Origin of the sequence: Fodinibius saliphilus (assembly GCF_005869845.1) — a bacterium.
In the GTDB taxonomy this organism is placed as follows: Bacteria; Bacteroidota; Rhodothermia; order Balneolales; family Balneolaceae; genus Fodinibius; species Fodinibius saliphilus.
Genome location: NZ_VAWF01000001.1, coordinates 436,062 through 454,837, shown reverse-complemented (window position 1 = coordinate 454,837; position 18,776 = coordinate 436,062). Strand labels below are relative to the sequence as shown.

The window sequence follows — 18,776 nt, the reverse complement described above, 5'->3', positions numbered from 1 at the left end:
TCACTTAAAAACAAAAGAACCACAACATCACCAAATAAAAAAAGGCCTCCGAAAACCGGAGGCCCCAAATAGTTTAATAAAACAGAATACTTAATTTGTAGCGCTATCACATTTCAGTTCGTATTCCATTTGGTGCTGGGCAGGCGATTTAAATGATCCGTAGGAAGCATTACTAAAGGCACTACATGCATTTTCTTTTTGTCCCAACCCTTTGTAAGCAGTTGCTAATTCAAAGTATATTTTTGCCTGTTCGGTTTTACCACCTTTTTCGTAATCCAGCCCCTTTTGAGCATTATTAGCTGCACTTTGCCAGTTTTGCATCTTATTATGTGCCTCAGCAAGACGGAAATAAGCATCAGCAGAGGTCGAATCATACTTTAATGCACGATCTAGCAAATCTACTGCTCTTTCAAAGTTTTCATTACTAATAGCTTGAGCCCCTTGATACACTAACTGATCACGTGCCGATTCTTTAGCACGAGTAGCCGTACGACTTTCACCAATTTCATTGGCTACCTTAATAGCTTTATCAAACTGGGCAATAGCATCATCAATATTTTTACTATCTACCTTCTTCATGACAATACCTTTCTGGTAATAAGCCTTAGCATAGTTGGCATTTCGTTCAATAACTTTATCAAGTGTAGTTAAAGCATCGTTGTTATTGCCTTGTTGATAATACAATAATGCTTTTGAATACATCAACTTGGTAACTATACCATTTGCTTTTTTGGCACGACGTTGATCATTATACTTTTCAGCAACATCTTTAGTATTCCTGAATTCATTAATCGCTGCATCTAATGTTTCAATCGAATTATTACTTTTAAAAGCTTTGTATCGCTGTAAGGCCAGCTGGTAATGCACCTGTGGCAGTTTTTGTTGAGATCGCTGCAGAATATCTTTCCCTTCTTCACCTAAAGACTCTGCTTGGGTAATTGCTTGGTTGAATAAATTGATAGACTGCTCAATATCACCATTTTGAGCCGACTCTAAAGCTTTGTTATATGTTTTTACCGCTGATCGCTTATCTTGGGCATCTACATTTGACACTGCCCCTACTATTAAAAGACTAAATACAACGGTTGTTATGCAGTTTTTTAACAATTTCATTATCCCTTCGTTTTTGTTGAATTTTTGAAAACAGTAAATGTAATGAATTAAAGTTCTATTTTAAAAGTAAAACTTAAACCTAAGCATTTTATTGTATACTAGTTATATATTTATAGTCAATAATTCATTTTTTGTTTCTTGAAAATTGAGTGGCAGTAAGAAGCAGTTTAAAAATTTGGACTTAGTGTATGTTTCTGATAGAATTCGCATATAATATTGACTGCCTCATCAGGATCATCCGTTAAGTGAAACAGGTCAACATCAGAAGCAGATATTGTACCTTCCTCAACCATGCGCTCTTTAATCCAGTCTACCAATCCTTTCCAGTAGTCTACACCTATTAAAACAATAGGAAATGTATTGATTTTTTTTGTCTGAATTAATGTCAATGCCTCAAAAAACTCATCTAACGTACCAAAACCACCCGGAAAGACGATAAAACCCTGAGCATATTTCACAAACATTACCTTGCGAGCAAAGAAATAGTGAAAGTTTATTATATAATCGTTATCAACAAAGGTATTTACGCCCTGTTCATGAGGTAATGTAACTCCAAGTCCAACAGATTTCCCATCTCCCTCTTGAGCACCTTTATTAGCAGCCTCCATAATACCGGGCCCTCCCCCTGTTATCACGCCGAAACCCTGATCTGTTACCTTATGAGCCGTAGACCGCGCTAATTCATAATAATCATCTCCTTCAGTTGTTCGGGCAGACCCAAAAAAGGAGACGCAAGGACCTATTTTAAATAATTTATCAAAACCATCTACAAACTCCCCCATTATTTTGAAGATACTCCAAACATCACTGGAGTGGCTATCATCAAAATGTTCGGGGACTTTTAGTTCTTCATTTTCTTTATTGTTACCCATAAGCGTCTACTATTTTGTTATAAAATCTATTGAAAGCGAAATTCCTGGTGTAGCCTGCGCCGTTATTGTAGGTTTAATGTGTGGTCTCATGCTGAGATCTTTAGAAACATCAAATGAGCGCATATGAGCAAATACATATGCATCTACAATATTAAGCCCATAAGCTAATACTATTCCAACATAGACTAGATCTCGTCGGTTTCGATATGTGTTTCGTATGGTACGCAGCTCTTGTAGATTAGCATCCTCCGGAATATAAGATGGGGTTGGTCCAAACCGTAAATCATTATCAGTCTCTGGATTCAGATTATAATAAGCAGCCCGATAATCATGATACTGTTTATTAAGGCGGACACTATAATAACCTAAACCGCCAAGCAAACCATATACAATAGGAACTTTCCAGACCTGTTTGTTAATAACCTGCCCCCAACCCGGGATAATCATTGATTTATACATCACACTCATGGGATCCGGTAAACCGGGAGTAATTTCCCTATCTGTAGAATCAGCTATATTCAAATGGAAAGCGCTGTCAAACTGCTTTCGTTCGAAATGGGTATATGGCGCCCCCTCATTATTTGTAAGTGACTGCCCCAAAACAGGTACAACTCCAAAAAGAATGGTAAGGCTAAGAGATATCGTCAAATAGATCGAGCAGGCGATCCAGCTCTTCATCCGAATAATATTCGATACGTATTTCGCCACCATTCTTTTTAGATTTAATATTTACTTTAGTACTTAGTTTACTCCGAAGCCGATTAGATATCTCTTTATAAAGAGCTTTATTCTCTTCCTTAGATTCTTCATTTGGCTTTTTTTCCTCTTTATTGAGGTTACGGACAAGCTTTTCTGTTTTTCTAACAGAATATCCCTTTTCAATAATTTTATTAAAAATCTTTTTTTGATCTCCTTCATCTTCAATAGGAATCAAAGCACGCGCATGTCCCATAGATATTTTATTGTCTCGCAAACCTGCTTGAATAAATGCCGGTAGACTAAGCAAGCGAAGCATATTTGTAACAGTAGTACGGTTTTTACCCACCCGTTCTGCAACCTCTGCCTGGGTATAGCCGGCCTCATCAATTAACCGCTTATAGCCCAATGCAACCTCAATAGGGTTTAAGTCTTCACGCTGAATATTCTCAATTAGCGCAAATGAAATTATATCTTCGTCATTAACTTCACGAATATATGCTGGAATCTCTTCCAACCCAGCTAACTTAGAGGCACGGAGCCGACGCTCTCCACTAATAAGTTCAAAGCGTTTTTCACCGATATAACGTACTGTTATAGGTTGAATAAGCCCATGTTGATCTATGGAATCTGCAAGTTCCTCAAGTCGTTCTCCATCAAACTCTTTTCGAGGCTGATGAGGATTAGGGCGGATATTATCAACCGGAACATCTAAAACAATATTTACTCGTTTCTTAGGCTCAATATATGCCGTACCTTCGGTATCACCACCTTTACCTTCTCCTTTCTCCCCTTTTTCTGTACTTTCAGACCCTTCATCATATTCTGGGAAAAAAGCGCCTAAACCGCGACCTAAAACTTTTTTTGATGCCATGAATTAAATACTCTTTAGCCCTCTGCTAACACAGGACTATCTTTAAAAAGATCTTTATTACGTCGAATTATTTCACGAGCAAGAGCCAAATAGTTTTTAGCTCCTACACTGGTAGAATCATAAAGTACAGCAGGTTTTCCAAAACTTGGGGCTTCTGCTAACCGAACATTCCGTTTGATGATCTGCTCAAAAACACGATCATCAAAATATTTGCGAACCTCATCGGCAACTTGGTCTGAAAGGCGAGTTCTGGTATCGTACATTGTAAGTAATACGCCTTCAATCTCAAGCTCTGTATTAAGATGTTGGCGAACAATCTTTATGGTATTCAAAAGCTGACCCAACCCTTCAAGAGCAAAATACTCACACTGTACAGGGATAAGAACTGAATCAGATGCTGTTAGTGCATTGATAGTAAGAAGACCCAAAGAAGGGGGACAGTCTATAATAATAAAATCATACTCTTCTTTAAGATCTCCTATCGCCTTTTCAAGAATACGTTCGCGCTCTTCGCGGTCGATCATTTCAATCTCAGCACCCACAAGATTAATATGAGACGGAATAAGCTCCAAGAAAGGCAATTCCGTTTCGCGAATAGCATCTTTTGCATCCACTCCACCTACCATCACTTCATAGACAGAGTTGGTCACTGTTTTGGATTCGATACCCAGACCACTTGTAGTATTACTTTGAGGATCGATATCAATAATAAGAGTCGTATGTTCAACGGCGGCTAAACTCGCTGCAAGATTGATAGCCGTAGTCGTTTTACCAACGCCCCCTTTCTGATTGGCAATGGAAATTATCTTACCCATGTACGAAAATTATAGAACTATTAGTAATGTAGCGAAGCAAAAATATAACGGGATGACTTATGCTAAACAAGAATACTTATTAACAAATTGTCAACCTACTTATTAACATTTCTATCACAATGAATACCAGTGTATTACAACTGATCAGTTCAAGAAATATTTTATATGTTCCACAACATGTTTCATACTACTGCAAACATTGGCGAAAAAATAGGGTACGGCCAACTAATAAAAAAAGCCGAATACCTTCAATGATATTCGGCTTCTTTAAATAACAGTATCTGTTAGAATACACTATCGATGGAAGTAAAGTCCATATCAAATGCATCTGCCACATCCTTATAGACCACATCACCATTAACAATGTTAAGACCTTTCTTTAATTCTTCATCATTATCAAGTGCTTTCTTCCAACCTTTATTAGCTATATCTACCGCATAAGGCAAGGTGACATTTGTTAGTCCCAGCGTAGAGGTAAAGGGTACTGCTCCCGGCATGTTTGTTACACAGTAATGAACAATACCATCTACATCATAAATAGGATTGTCATGAGTAGTAGGCTTCGAAGTTTCAAAACATCCGCCCTGATCAATAGCCACATCTACCAGTACAGCTCCTTTTTTCATATCACCAAGCATTTCACGCGTTACCAAGTGCGGCGCTTTTGCTCCCGGCTTTAGTACTGCACCAATAATCATATCAACATCAGGCAAAAGCTTTTTAATATTGGCCTCTGACGAGAACATTGTATCAATATTTGAAGGCATAACATCGTCAAGATACCGCAAACGAGGCATATCAATATCCATAATTGTAGTATTAGCACCCATCCCAGCTGCAATCTTGGCTGCATTAACTCCAACAATGCCACCACCAATAACCATAACATTAGCAGGTTTTACTCCAGGAATACCACCGAGCAGTACACCACGGCCCCCTTGTGCCTTTTCTAAATACTTTGCACCTTCTTGAGAAGCCATCCGTCCAGCAACTTCACTCATAGGAATTAGTAACGGCAAAGAGCCATCAGCCTTTTCTACCGTCTCGTAAGCAATAGCAATACATTTTGAATCAATAACTGCTTCTGTCAGTTCTCTGCTGGCTGCGAAGTGGAAGTATGTAAAGATAATTTGTCCTTCCTGCATTCGGTCATATTCAACCTCAATAGGTTCTTTAACCTTCATTATCATTTCAGACTTTTCCCACAATTTGTCGACGTCATCAACGATAGTAGCTCCAGCTTCAGTATATTTTTCATCAGAAAAACCACTGCCTATTCCAGCTCCTTTCTCGATCAATACATCATGACCGTTGCGTTTCATCTTTAAGACGCCTCCGGGTAGAAGAGCGACGCGGTTTTCGTGTGTTTTTATCTCTTTGGGTACACCTATAATCATGGATACGAATGTTTTGTTATAAGAAAATACTTCAGGATTAAAATCCGTGCGAAAGGTAGGTATTTTTTTCGAAAATATTTAACTCCCTGGCTTAGAAAAATTTACACTCTAAAAATACTTAGCTTTTTGTAAGCTCTTCACATTTAGATAGTCCTGAAGCCGTAATTGTGATATGGCCATATAATAAGGGGCCCCCTATCGTTTTTGTCTCAATGTACCCTAACCCCTCTAGATACTCTAGCACATTTTTAATTTCCGTGCGATCCAGATTTAAATTAGCATTAATATCTTTTACAGCAATGCTGTGTGAAGTATCATTATTAGCATGAGTGCCAACTTCTTTAAGTAACTCTTGGTATTTTTTACTGAATTCACTACCAATTATCATCTGCTGAAATGCTTGTATCTATAAAGTGATTGCATATCTAAATACAAGCATTATATCTGACTAAACCGTTACCAAAATGTTATTAAACTGTTAATAGATATCTAGTAATTGCTTCTGGAAGGGAGGACTAAGTATCATTGCAATGGTGGAAAAAAATAAGGCCTCACAAGTATCAGTTGTGAGGCCCTGACTATTCATCAAGAGAGACACCCGTTTCAGGGCGCCTCACAAGATCGGGAATTGTTGCATTTTTTCAAAACACATTATTGCAACCTATACATATCTTCCAGGCCTATACACCGTTCTTATCAAATAATCAGAGGGTCATTAAAAAAATAGAACCACTTGTGTAATCCTGCTGTGCGAGCCCAGCACAATGCACCCCCCCCCTTTGGGTGAATTATATACTTTTAAATGCTTCCTAATTACATTATCCTTAAGCGCTATCAACAGAAGACAATTATTACAGTATGATTTCCAAAGAGATTTTAAAAAAAGTCCGAAAAATTGAAATTCGTACCAAGGGGATGGTTAACAATATACTTGGTGGTGAATATCAATCAGCTTTTAAAGGCCGAGGCATGGAGTTCTCTGAAGTTCGGGAGTATAATTATGGAGATGATATTCGGCAAATCGACTGGAATGTCACGGCCCGTACTGGAGATCCTTTTATTAAACAGTTTGAGGAGGAACGCGAACAAACGCTGATGCTGTGCGTAGACATCTCTCCCAGTGGAATATTTGGCAGTAAAGGTCAAAGTAAGATGGAATTATCTATCGAAATTTGTGCTGTACTAGCTTTTAGTGCTATTAAGAATGGTGATAAGGTAGGCCTCATCCTTTTTACTGATAAAGTTGAAAAGGTAATCCCTCCTAAAAAAGGCCGTAAACACGTACTGCGACTCATCCGAGAACTGCTAACAACTGAACCTGAAAGTACCGGTACTGATCTTAGTGAGGCTCTCTCTTATGTTAACCGGCTTCTTAATCGCAGAGCTATTGTGATTTTTGCCAGCGATTTCCAAGATGAGAACTATGACAAGCAGATGAAGATTACCAGTCAAAAACATGACTTGGTAAACATATTCATTAATGATGAGTTTGAAGATGAACTTCCCGAATTAGGGCTGATGCCACTAAAAGATGCAGAAACCGGAGAAGAGGTATTAGTTGATACATCGAGCGAGAAAGTGCGGAAAGAATACCTTAAAAAACGTAAAATACAGAAAGAAAACTTACGTGATCGTTTTCTAAGAATGAAAATTGATACTATAGAACTGAATACCAACACTTCCTACATTCGTCCGCTCATGTCATTCTTCCGCCGGCGTGTTCACCGTTACTAATGATTATTAACATACGTAATCATAGATTCATTTTCCGTATCACCGGCAGAATTAGAATTTTTACTTTCTAACTGCTTATTGAGTGAATCTCTCACTTTTTTAAAATCTTCCATCAAGCTATCCGGAATTGATTCAGAAGATGGTAAATCTATACCCAGTGCATTCACAGGTTGATTGTTTTTGTATAATGAGTAGTGAAGATGAGGACCAGTAGACATGCCTGTATTTCCTACATAAGCAATAACCTGTCCCTGTTCTACTTTAGCCCCCCGATGGATACCATCTGCAAAACCGCGCAAATGCATGTACGCAGTTTGGTAAACTCCATTGTGTTCTATTTTGACAATATATCCACTGCCATTACCATATTCTGCTTTAGTAACTATCCCATCTCCTACCGATAATACCGGTGTCCCTCGCGGTGCAGCATAATCAATACCATAGTGAGGTCGACGCTTTTTCAATATAGGATGATAACGATTACGTGAAAATGGAGAACTTATACGTTGACTAAACTTAAATGGAGCCTTAAGCAGTGCTTTCTCAACACTCTTGCCCTCATTAGTAAAGTAACCCTCTACTTCCCCATTGCTATATTTGTATGCCTGGTATATCTCTCCCCGATGGTTAAATGTAGCAGCCAGTACATCCCCAACACTCCAAAAGTCATCTCCTATAAACTGCTTTTCATATAAGACGTTAAATGAATCTCCTTCACGCAATCCAAAAAAGTTTATTTGCCATGCAAAAATATCTGCCATCTTATAAGCAAGAAGCGGACTTGCTCCTTTATCACTTATTGTCTGATACAACGAGCTGGAAACTTCTCCCGATGCCACGGATTTCTTTTTTTTAAGCGGATGTGCAGCCCGGTAAGCTTTCAATGAGTCTTTAGCCCAGTCAAAAACCACATACTCAAGCTTGTTGGGTTGCCATACCAATCGTGAAATCCCATTATCGTCAACTGAAGCATACGTTCGATAACGTTGGCCAGGGCGCAGATTATTGAAATCCAGTACATTACGTGCTTTCTGTGTAAAAGAGTGAATCTCTTTAGGAGTAAAATCGAATTTATCCAGTATCACATAAAGACTTTCATTACGCTTAATTTCATGATCAGCAACCTGGAAACTATCAACAGGGGTCCCATACATATCTCGTTTAACAACATTAGCAGAATCAACCTGTTGGTTCTGCTTTTCCTTTTTTACTTGTGATTTCTCAGTTTTACCAGTGTTACAACCTAGAAGCACAAAGCTTGTTATGATACTAACTAATAGCGTTCTGAACATAGTGACCCTTTATTTGCAAATAATCCTCGTCCAACATACCATTTTCATAAAATTAATGCACATCTTAATTAAAAATGCCAAATAAATAATTGCTTTGACTTACTTTTTCTGAATGGAGAGATTTTTTCTATTTTTAGCGCCGGTGCAAATGACTGACACAATAAAAAACAGAATTAATTGTTCAAGGTATCTGATTAATTATTACCAAGAAACTGTGATAAGTACCAAGTTTAATAACTTCTTTTTTCTGCCGGCCCTGTTACTGCTAATATTGGTTCCCAGTATCAGCATGGGCCAGACTGTGAGTGAGTATGTAAACATTGATTCGCTACAGGTAGGCGACACATTCAATTACTCTCTGACACTTAACCGTAGTAAGCAGTATGATCAAATAACCTTCCCTGATTCATCTCATTTCGGTAATAGTTTTGAAATACGTTCACGGCGTCATTTCCAACAATCCACATATAAGGATAGTATTTCTTATAAACTGCAATTTTTTGCTACTGCAGATACTACCATTCCGCCTTTACCGGTAAGCTTAATTCTACAGCAGGATACTACTGTTCTTTATACTAATCCGGTAAGAGTACCATTTCATAGCGTACTGGCAAAAGAGGAACAAGAGTTTCGTCCTCTTAAACCTATTTTTGCTTTTGCTAAAGCCTGGTGGCCCTATATTGTGGCCCTGTTACTTTTAATCGCAGCAGGATATCTCATTTATCACTATTATTTGAAAAATCGTGACCGAAGCGAACCGAAAGAGCCAAAAACGTTTAGCCCCGAACCTTTTATAAATCCTCTTAGCCAGCTTGAAAAAACAATAAAACAACTTGAAAAGAGTAAGCTGGATAGCCATGAAGATTTTAAAGAGTTCTATATTGTACTGGGAGATGCTATACGCCAATATTATGAAAACCTATACGGAATACCGGCTCTTGAGTCTACCAGTAGTGAGCTCCTACGAGCGCTTAGAAAAAGAGTCATAGATGACGATCTGCTTGCTGACACTCAGGCCGTACTCCAAGAGGCAGATATGGTGAAATTTGCTAAATTCCAACCTACTACCGATCAAGCACAACGGGCACTTAGAAAAGCACATAATTTCCTGGAACGCGCCAAAGATGTAGATGGTCCACGTATTGAACATAAGCGAAAAAATCATAAATCTAAGGTAGAAGCCGAACGTAAACGTTTTCATGAACAACAAAAACGGGAAGAGGTTAATGCATGAGTTGGGATAATCCACAATGGCTTTGGTTGCTTCTACTCTTGATACCCATCATTGGGTATCATATCTGGACAATATGGACAAAAAAAACGCCCAGCCTAACCTTCTCCGATACCTCAGGTCTCAAAAACCTTTCTGGAAATTGGCGATCTCTGGGGGTATGGGTTTCTCCTATTTTACAATGGATCGCCTTCATTCTTATTGTTTTGGCTATTGCCCGTCCACAGTATAAAAATACTACGATAGAACAAAATGCTGAAGGTATCGACATTGTACTAACAGTCGATATTTCGACTTCCATGAAAGCCGAAGATCTTCAACCCAATAGGCTGGAGGCTGCCAAAGATGTTGCCGAAGATTTCATCAACCAACGAATTTCAGACCGCATAGGTCTTGTTCTTTTTGCCCGTAAAAGCTTTACCATGGTGCCCCCTACTCTCGACTATGATTTATTAAAACGGTTACTTGGAGATGTAGAGATGGGGGTAGTAGAAGATGGCACCGCTATCGGAATGGGGATTGCCACAGCCGTTAATCGGTTAAAAAAGAGTGAAGCGAAAAGTAAAATTATCATTCTACTTACCGACGGGCAAAATAACTCCGGGGAAATTGACCCTGTTACAGCTGCTGATCTAGCTTTATCTTATGATATAAAAGTATATACTATTGGTGCCGGTACTCGCGGTACAGCCCCCTACCCTGTGAAAGATCCTATCTTTGGTAATCGCTATCAAAATGTTGAAGTCAATATTGATGAAGAGATGCTTAAAAAAATTGCCAATATGACGGGGGGAGCCTATTTTCGGGCTACGGATACCGAAAAACTAGAAGAGATCTATTCTAAAATTGATAACCTTGAGAAATCGGAAATTGAGGAAATTATCTATACCGATTACCAAGATTTATATCCACGTTTTTTACTACCCGGTATTCTTTTACTGGTATTTGCTTTAGTGTCTGAGCAGTTTCTTTTTCGGAAAGCAGTAGAATAGTAATGGACATGCATTTACAGCTCTATAAAAGAACTGTTTAAATGCTTATTTTTGTTATATGCATTTCTAAGAGTTCCAATTATTAACCTCCTACTTTTTCATGGCTTTACAGTCGGTTCTAAAAACATTTTCCAGCCAACTTCCATGGCGAGATCTATATAAGCATATTAACCAACAAAATGCGATATTTCTAAATCACTTTGTGGGTTCTACTCCTTCTCTCCTGGTTGCAAAACTGGCGCAAAAGTATGATAAGCTGGTAGTCATTTATCCTGATACCGAGTCGGCAGAATTTATGAAGGGAGACCTTGATACCTTGGGGTTAGAGCAAGCTAGCTACTTCCCGCCTACAGGACATCATCCCTATGATGCCCAGCAAATTACTGATAGTACTCCTGTTGTACTGCGTTCTGAGGTATTAGAAAATATTGATACGGGTGATAAATCGGTTGTGGTTACCTCTGCTCCGGCAATTTTCGAGAAAATCGTTTCTCCTGAAAACTTTTCTAAAGCTTCTATTACCATCAAAAAGGGAGATGCCGTCGATATGCAACAATTAAAAGAAGAGCTGGTAGATCAGGAGTATCAACCTGTGAAATTTGTAGATCACCCCGGTGAATTTGCTCATCGCGGTGGTATTTTGGATATCTATCCCTACTCGGGAGACTACCCCATCCGCCTTGAATTTTTTGGTGATGAAATAGAATCTATTAGGGAGTTCGACCCTGACTCTCAACGTTCTGTCTCTTTTTTGGATACTGCCCGTTTCGTACCTGATGCTTCCGGGCTCAGCCAAGATAATAAACACAGCCTACTCTCCCACTTCGATGACGATGCTATTATCCTCTTGGCAAACCAATCCCTTATTAAAGGAGATATTGAGGATCGTTACGAAAAAGCAGAGAAGGCCTATGATGAAAAAGCTTCCGACGAAGACCTAACTCCCGAACACCTTTATGTAGATAAGAATAAGTTAAAAAAGGACATAGAAGGACATTCCCGTATTTTCCTTGGCGGCTTTTCTGAAGAGGAAGAAGTTGACTGGGAGTTTCGCCTCGATGCCAGTCCCCAACCAGATTTCAATGGCAGTATCAAACTCTTGCGTGATGATATCGAAAGCTTGAGCAAACAAAGTTTTGATACCTATATTCTGTGTGACAATGAAGGGCAACGCGATCGTTTTGAAGAACTGCTTGGAGAACCTTCCGAAAATCTTCGCTATCACCTTTCGGTTGAAACCATTCATGAAGGTTTTATCCTAAATGAACAAGGACTGGCCGTATATACAGACCATCAAATTTTTAACCGCTACCATCGTCCTAAAACCAGGAAAAGACGTACAAAAAACAGTATTTCTGTTAAAGAGCTTCGGGATCTTAACGTAGGAGATTTTGTAGTTCATGTTGACTATGGCATCGGAACTTTTAGAGGCTTCAAAAAAATTGAGGTCCGGGGCGTAGAGCAAGAATCAGTTGTCCTTCACTACCAAGAAAATTCTACGCTATATGTCAATGTATCTAACCTTCATAAAATACAGAAATATTCCAGTAAAGAAGGGACCAAACCAAGAATAGATAAATTGGGTTCCGGACGCTGGGCTCGTAAAAAGGCTGAGACCAAAAAGAAGGTTAAGGATATTGCCCGAGACCTTATTAAGCTTTATGCAAAACGGAAATCACAAGATGCCTTTGAGTTTTCCCCTGATAATTCATGGCAAACCGAAATGGAGGCCCGTTTTGAATTTGAAGAAACTCCAGATCAACGGGATACTATTGAAGCCGTTAAGGAAGATATGCAAACCAATACCCCCATGGACCGACTCGTATGTGGAGATGTTGGTTTTGGTAAAACAGAAGTTGCTGTACGAGCGGCATTTAAAGCAGTAATGGACCACAAACAAGTAGCTGTACTGGTACCAACCACGATATTGGCTGACCAACATTACAAAACATTTGCTAAGCGGATGAAGGATTTTCCCGTCACGGTTGATGTAATATCACGATTTCGAAGCCGCAAAGAGCAAAAAGAGACTCTTAAGCGTCTTAATCAAGGCAAAGTAGATATTTTGGTAGGTACCCACCGCCTCACATCGAAGGATGTTGAATTTGAAGACCTGGGGTTACTTATTGTAGATGAAGAACAACGCTTTGGCGTCAAAACAAAAGAAAAGCTCAAAGAGTATCGGGCCACAGTAGATGTTCTTACTCTTACAGCTACTCCTATTCCCAGAACGCTTCAATTCTCTCTGATGGGCGCTCGCGACCTTAGCATTATTAATACCCCTCCGCCCAACCGTCAGCCGGTGCAAACAGAAATTCACAGCTTTGATGAAGACTTGATACGGGATGCCCTGATGCAGGAAGTTTCTCGGGGTGGGCAAGTATTTTTCATCCATAATAGAGTGAAAAATATAGAGGCCGTAGCAAATATGGTACGTCAGTTGGTACCCGATATTCGGGTCCGCCATGCACACGGCCAGATGAGTTCCAGTAAACTTGAAAAGATTATAGAAGACTTTTACGATCATAAATTTGATGTACTCCTTTCCACGAACATTGTGGAAAATGGTATCGATATCTCCAATGCTAATACTATGATTATCAATCGCGCTGATCGATTTGGGTTGGCAGAACTCCATCAGCTGCGAGGACGTGTTGGGAGATCAAACCGAAAAGCGTTTTGTTACCTTATCACTCCTGATATTAAATCATTAACCGATGAGGCTAGAAAACGCTTGCTCGCTCTCGAGGAATTTTCGGATCTTGGGTCGGGCTTTAATATCGCAATGCGTGACCTCGATATTCGAGGTGCTGGTGATATCCTGGGAGCCGAACAAAGTGGTTATATTAATGATTTAGGTTTCGACTTATATCAAAAGATACTCAATGATGCTGTAAGGGAACTTAAAGAACAAGAATTTAGCGATGTATTTGATGACGTGGAAGTAGAGATGGAACTTCCAGAAACCCAAGTTGAATTTGACCATCCTGCCCTACTTGATAAAGATTATGTTTCCGATAATGTTGAACGGCTTAACCTATATAGAAAACTCTCTGGCGCAGAATCTCTTGAAGAGATTAAAGATTGGAAAGAAGAAGTAGAAGATCGCTTTGGTCCAGTTACCGATGCTACTCAAAACCTTATCACCTCCACAGTTATAAAACTATATGCATCGCAATTACTTATGACTAAAGTACGAATTCGTTCAAATCGCATGTGGCTAAGCTGCCCAAAACACGACTCTGAGCTGGGTAATGAATTTTATGGGAATCGATTCCAGACACTGCTGAAAAGATTACAGGAAAAGGCTGAAGGACGATTTGAAGTTATCCAAAAAGATGATCGTGTGCGTTTTGTTATTACGGAGATTCCCGATCTTGAAGCCGCCGCTGAATTTTTAAGTAAATTTACTGCTTCAGAAATAAAAGAGGTTAGCTTTGCTTAATCGATTTATCAACATATTAAACAGAGGGGATCTTGTAGCCTTCCCCACAGAAACGGTCTATGGTTTGGGTGCCGATGCCTGGAACCCTACCGCTATTCAAAAAGTCTTTGATCAAAAGGCACGTCCTGCTGATAATCCGCTAATAGTTCATATCGCTCATAGAAAAACAGTAGATTCTTTTGCTGAAACAGTTCCTGCTGCTGCGGAAAAACTAATGGCGCATTTTTGGCCTGGTCCACTTACTCTTATTTTTCCCAAAAAGCCGGAGGTATTAGATCTGCTCACTGGCGGATTAAGTACCGTTGCCTTACGATGGCCTCAACATCCTATTTCACAAGAACTTATTGAACAAGTAGGACCGCTAGTAGCGCCCAGTGCAAACTCATCAGGTAAACCAAGCCCCACTAAGCCAGAGCACGTGAAAGAAGATTTTGGGGATGATTTCCCTGTAATTGCTGCCGGTGAAACCGACATTGGTTTAGAATCTACCGTTCTCGACGTTTCATCAGAACCCTTTTGTATTTACAGGCCTGGAGCGATAAGTGCTAAACAAATTGAGTCCATAGTTAATAAAAGAATTATTACTAATAACGAATCTTCAAAGGAGCAAAACCCCAAAAGCCCAGGTATTAAATATACCCATTATTCCCCCCATGCTACTGTACATTGGCTAAAAGGAGATATAAACAATCAAGATACCCTCTATTTACTGCATCAAAAATATGACAACATCAAAGCGGATAATATTGTGCATTATGCAGGTGATTATAAGCAGATGGCCCACGAGTTATACGACCGATTTCGTCAAGCTGATCATGAAGGGTTTACATCTATTGCTGTTGAGCCACTTAGTGAAACACAAAAAAACGAACTTATTCCTGCCTTAACCAATCGAATTAATAAGGCCGTTTCTTAACCAGAAATATTCACTAAATACTATAAAGTAATTAGTAAATATTTGATATTACTTCATGTATTAAAAATTGGTTCTCGCTCAAATTAGAATGGTTGCAAAGAGAACACAAAAGTCTAACTTTAAACAGTGAGTTTTTTTTCATTATTTGGTTAGAATAATTCAGCAGCTCTACCAGATTTGTTATTTAAAAAAAGGCTTGCTCATAATGAACAAGCCTTTAGAGCATACCTTCCTATTCCATTTCGCAGATCGATTTATTTTCTAACTATTTAAATCAAGTTGGGGTTAATCTATCAAATTGAGGCATAGCTTCGTGTCAGTAATACATCATTTCAAAACATGGAATGTTTGATCCGGATCTAGAGCTAATATTGACTCTGTCATCAGATTAACAACAGATTCAACATCTTTCATTGATGCTGTCTCAACAGGGGAGTGCATATATCGCAGGGGTAGTGAAATAAGTGCGCTCGGAATACCCGTTTTTTGATAAAATATACTGTCGGTATCGGTACCCGTACGAACACTGGTTGCTTCATGCTGTATCCCGATTTCATTTTCATCGGATACTTGCTCTACAAATTCCACAATTTTGGGATGGTTTGCACCGCCGTGCTGTATTGACGGTCCCTCTCCCAATTTAACAAACCCATGTTCTTTATGGTCTATACCGGGCGTATCTGTAGCGTGTGTTACATCTGTTACTAAAGCCAAGTCTGGGTTTACCCTGTAGCTCATCATACGAGCTCCATAGCCCCCTACTTCTTCTTGTACTGAGTTAAGAGCAACAACATTCACAGAAAGATCTTCTCTCTGCTCATTTAAATTCTTAAGCACTTGAGCAATGATAAATCCACCGATGCGGTTATCCAGTGCCCTGCCGGTTAAAATATTTTCGGTAAGGTAATCATGCTCATCTGCATAAGTGATAGGATCTCCAACTTGTACCATCTGCAGAGCCTCTTCTTTACTTGAAGCTCCTATATCAACATATATATCTTTCCAGGCAGGCTCTTTGCCCCCTCCATTCTTTTTATCCTGTAAATGAATAGCAGTATTCCCCGTTACACCAGATACAATACCATCTTTGGTATGTATGTTTACCTGTTTGGCCCGAGCAATAGTTGAATCACTGCCCCCCAACTTGTTTATATAAATAAATCCTTTGTCAGTAATATGCTGAACAATCATGCCAATCTCATCGCAGTGAGCTTCAATCATTACCGTTATAACATCAAAGCTAGTCTCCAATTGAGCCGTTGCTGACCCATAAGCATCAGCTTGCACCTTATCGGCGAATTGCTCTACATAACCTTTCCACACTTTTTGTCCAGCAGACTCAAAGCCGGTTGGACTTGGGGTAATTAAAAGCTCTTCTAAAAATTCTTTTTCAGCAGAATCAAACATAGGATCAAATTAAATTAGTTTCTGATATTAAGTTTGTGAATATAAGGATTCAATATTGTTCAGCTAAATGTAATTTACTGATTTCCAGCTTTTGATTTACCCATATAAGATCACATCTTTAGATTTCATAAAATGGCACCGTATTTTGCTAAATTCCTACTCAAATACTTGCCATAATTACATAGTTTATATGAATAAACTCCGCTAACTTTTTTAACTAGATAACATCCATGGTACGACCCGATTACGATCAAAACCTTTTCCCCCACTGGACTACTGTTAGAGTTCGATTTAGGGATTTAGATCCCCTCAGTCATGTTAACAACGCTATTTTTAGTACCTACTACGAAGAAGCTCGTATAAATTTTATCCAAGATGTTAACAAACTTGCCGGACAACTTAAGCATGGCTTTAGTTTTGTGCTGGCAAATATTGAAATCGACTTTATCAATCCCATAGAATATCCTGCTGATATTTTAATTGGATCGGGTATTAAAAAATTAGGCAACTCAAGCATTACCAGTTTCCAGGGCATTTATACCGCCGACGATAAGAAGCTTGCATCTGTAGCAACAGCTCATGGTGTTTGGTTTGACCTTAAGAAACAGCGACCTACTCGCTTGCCTGAAATTCCCAATAAAAAGAAATATATCCTCCCGGAAAGCTTTTTTGAATAACAGTACTACTCGTTACCTTTGAGGCAATTGTGTAGCAAATTAATTACGTATTCCAATGGATAAAAGTACTCAATACAAGATATTTAACGATCCTATCCACGGTTTTATCACCGTTCCAAAAGGGATTATTCTCGATCTTATTGATCACCCGTATATACAACGCTTGCGGCGTATTAAACAGATGGGACTCGGTTATCTTGTATTCCCTGCCGCTGAACATTCTCGGTTTTCTCATGCCCTTGGTGCCATGGAGTTGGCACAACGCACATTAAATAACCTCCGGGAGAAAGATACAACCATTAGTCCTGCTGAATACGAGGCCACCCTAATTGCCGTTCTGCTCCATGATGTTGGTCACGGCCCTTTATCTCATACGCTCGAATTCAATCTCATTGAAGATTTTCACCACGAAAAGATGACCCTTGCTGTGATGAAATATCTGAACAAAGAGATGAACGGGGTACTCGATCTGGCAATAAAGATATTCACTGACCAATACCCTAAAAAACCATTTTTAAATCAGCTGATCTCATCTCAACTTGATATCGACCGACTCGATTATCTTAAAAGGGATAGCGTTTTTACCTCGGTTTATGAAGGGTCGGTGGGCATTGAACGTATCCTAAAAACCATGCGGGTACATAAAGGCAATATTGTGATTGAGAAAAAAGGAATTTATGCTATCGAGAACTATATATTGGCCCGTCGGCTGATGTATATGCAAGTGTATCTGCATAAAACAGTACTAAGTGCTGATATTCTTATTCGCAATATCTTTAGGCGTGTTCGTGCACTCATTGCAAAAGGAAAGAAGCTATATCACGCTTCTCCCGCACTGCAATTTTTCTTAGAGAACCAACCCAGTGCAAAGAAGGGAGTTTCAAAAACAGTACTAGAGAAGTATCTACAGCTCGACGACAATGATGTTTTCCAAAGTATTAAGTACTGGCAGCATTCCGATGATCCAATATTGGCAAACCTTTGTAAGCGTTTCCAGGCGCGTTCGTTATTCCGAACAACTTTTTTAAACAATAAGCCCACTAAAAAACTAGTTAAGAACGTAAAAGCAAAAACTCAGAAATCCCTGAAAGAAAAAGGCTTACCTTATGACAATGATTCAGCCTCCTATTACTTCTGCTTTGATGAAAGCTACAGTGAGGCCTATCGCTATGAAAATGAAGGCATCTGGATACTCGAAGAAAAAGACAAAGCAGTAGAATTTTCTAAAGCAGCTGATACACAAAATATCATTGCTCTTACACAACCGGTAGTAAAACCCTATGTGGTTCACCTGAAAAGTATAAACGTATAAATC

Annotated in this window: 16 protein-coding genes; 7 read left to right on the top strand and 9 right to left on the bottom strand. The window is 39.1% G+C overall.

The window, feature by feature from the left end; genetic code table 11:
• Positions 1 to 90: 90 nt before the first annotated feature.
• The 7 genes from FCN14_RS01835 to FCN14_RS01805 all read right to left on the bottom strand — a co-directional run bounded on the left by FCN14_RS01835 (position 91) and on the right by FCN14_RS01805 (position 6,155).
• Positions 91 to 1,113 carry a tetratricopeptide repeat protein gene (locus tag FCN14_RS01835; protein WP_138429386.1) on the bottom strand — a complete coding sequence of 341 codons (1,023 nt, stop codon included), beginning with the start codon at positions 1,111 to 1,113 and terminating at the stop codon, positions 91 to 93.
• A gap of 167 nt (positions 1,114 to 1,280) precedes the next feature.
• On the bottom strand, positions 1,281 to 1,985 hold the full coding sequence (locus FCN14_RS01830) for an LOG family protein (RefSeq protein WP_138429385.1): 705 nt from the start codon (positions 1,983 to 1,985) through the stop codon (positions 1,281 to 1,283).
• A 9-nt stretch (positions 1,986 to 1,994) separates the two neighbouring features.
• Positions 1,995 to 2,663: a DUF5683 domain-containing protein gene (locus FCN14_RS01825; RefSeq protein ID WP_138429384.1), complete on the bottom strand. Its 669-nt coding sequence runs from the start codon at positions 2,661 to 2,663 to the stop codon at positions 1,995 to 1,997.
• A complete protein-coding gene (locus FCN14_RS01820) occupies positions 2,617 to 3,555 on the bottom strand; it encodes a ParB/RepB/Spo0J family partition protein (RefSeq protein WP_138429383.1) in 939 nt (312 codons plus the stop codon). Before FCN14_RS01820 ends, FCN14_RS01825 begins: the two co-directional genes overlap by 47 nt.
• Positions 3,556 to 3,569: 14 nt before the next feature.
• Positions 3,570 to 4,370, bottom strand: coding sequence for a ParA family protein (locus FCN14_RS01815; RefSeq protein WP_138429382.1), 801 nt, complete (start codon positions 4,368 to 4,370; stop codon positions 3,570 to 3,572).
• Between the two features lie 284 nt (positions 4,371 to 4,654).
• Entirely contained in the window at positions 4,655 to 5,767 is a 1,113-nt protein-coding gene (gene ald, locus FCN14_RS01810) for an alanine dehydrogenase (protein WP_138429381.1), read from the bottom strand.
• Positions 5,768 to 5,885: 118 nt separating this feature from the next.
• Positions 5,886 to 6,155 (bottom strand): hypothetical protein, encoded by a 270-nt coding sequence (locus FCN14_RS01805; RefSeq protein ID WP_138429380.1) that lies wholly within the window; start codon positions 6,153 to 6,155, stop codon positions 5,886 to 5,888.
• Positions 6,156 to 6,625: 470 nt separating this feature from the next.
• Here FCN14_RS01805 and FCN14_RS01800 point away from each other — a divergent pair, with 470 nt between their 5' ends.
• Positions 6,626 to 7,501, top strand: coding sequence for a DUF58 domain-containing protein (locus tag FCN14_RS01800; protein ID WP_138429379.1), 876 nt, complete (start codon positions 6,626 to 6,628; stop codon positions 7,499 to 7,501).
• Here FCN14_RS01800 and FCN14_RS01795 read toward each other — a convergent pair.
• A complete protein-coding gene (locus FCN14_RS01795; protein ID WP_138429378.1) occupies positions 7,498 to 8,793 on the bottom strand; it encodes a M23 family metallopeptidase in 1,296 nt (431 codons plus the stop codon). The two genes, FCN14_RS01800 and FCN14_RS01795, sit on opposite strands and share 4 nt — an antisense overlap.
• Positions 8,794 to 9,007: 214 nt before the next feature.
• Between FCN14_RS01795 and FCN14_RS01790 the strand changes: the two genes are divergently transcribed.
• The 4 genes from FCN14_RS01790 to FCN14_RS01775 all read left to right on the top strand — a co-directional run bounded on the left by FCN14_RS01790 (position 9,008) and on the right by FCN14_RS01775 (position 15,377).
• Positions 9,008 to 10,027, top strand: a complete 1,020-nt coding sequence (locus FCN14_RS01790; RefSeq protein ID WP_138429377.1) for a coiled-coil domain-containing protein — start codon at positions 9,008 to 9,010, stop codon at positions 10,025 to 10,027.
• Complete coding sequence (locus FCN14_RS01785) at positions 10,024 to 11,016, top strand: vWA domain-containing protein (RefSeq protein ID WP_138429376.1); 993 nt, start codon at positions 10,024 to 10,026, stop codon at positions 11,014 to 11,016. Before FCN14_RS01790 ends, FCN14_RS01785 begins: the two co-directional genes overlap by 4 nt.
• Positions 11,017 to 11,116: 100 nt before the next feature.
• On the top strand, positions 11,117 to 14,461 hold the full coding sequence (mfd, locus tag FCN14_RS01780; protein WP_138429375.1) for a transcription-repair coupling factor: 3,345 nt from the start codon (positions 11,117 to 11,119) through the stop codon (positions 14,459 to 14,461).
• Positions 14,454 to 15,377 carry an L-threonylcarbamoyladenylate synthase gene (locus FCN14_RS01775; protein ID WP_138429374.1) on the top strand — a complete coding sequence of 308 codons (924 nt, stop codon included), beginning with the start codon at positions 14,454 to 14,456 and terminating at the stop codon, positions 15,375 to 15,377. Before mfd ends, FCN14_RS01775 begins: the two co-directional genes overlap by 8 nt.
• Positions 15,378 to 15,704: 327 nt before the next feature.
• Here the strand turns inward: FCN14_RS01775 and FCN14_RS01770 are convergent, their stop codons facing one another.
• The gene (locus FCN14_RS01770; RefSeq protein ID WP_138429373.1) at positions 15,705 to 16,784 is read right to left on the bottom strand and encodes a M42 family metallopeptidase; all 1,080 of its coding nucleotides are present in this window, start codon (positions 16,782 to 16,784) and stop codon (positions 15,705 to 15,707) included.
• A gap of 230 nt (positions 16,785 to 17,014) precedes the next feature.
• Between FCN14_RS01770 and FCN14_RS01765 the strand changes: the two genes are divergently transcribed.
• Both FCN14_RS01765 and FCN14_RS01760 read left to right on the top strand, forming a co-directional pair.
• A complete protein-coding gene (locus FCN14_RS01765) occupies positions 17,015 to 17,461 on the top strand; it encodes an acyl-CoA thioesterase (protein WP_138429372.1) in 447 nt (148 codons plus the stop codon).
• Positions 17,462 to 17,516: 55 nt separating this feature from the next.
• Positions 17,517 to 18,773, top strand: a complete 1,257-nt coding sequence (locus tag FCN14_RS01760; protein ID WP_138429371.1) for an HD domain-containing protein — start codon at positions 17,517 to 17,519, stop codon at positions 18,771 to 18,773.
• Positions 18,774 to 18,776: the final 3 nt, after the last annotated feature.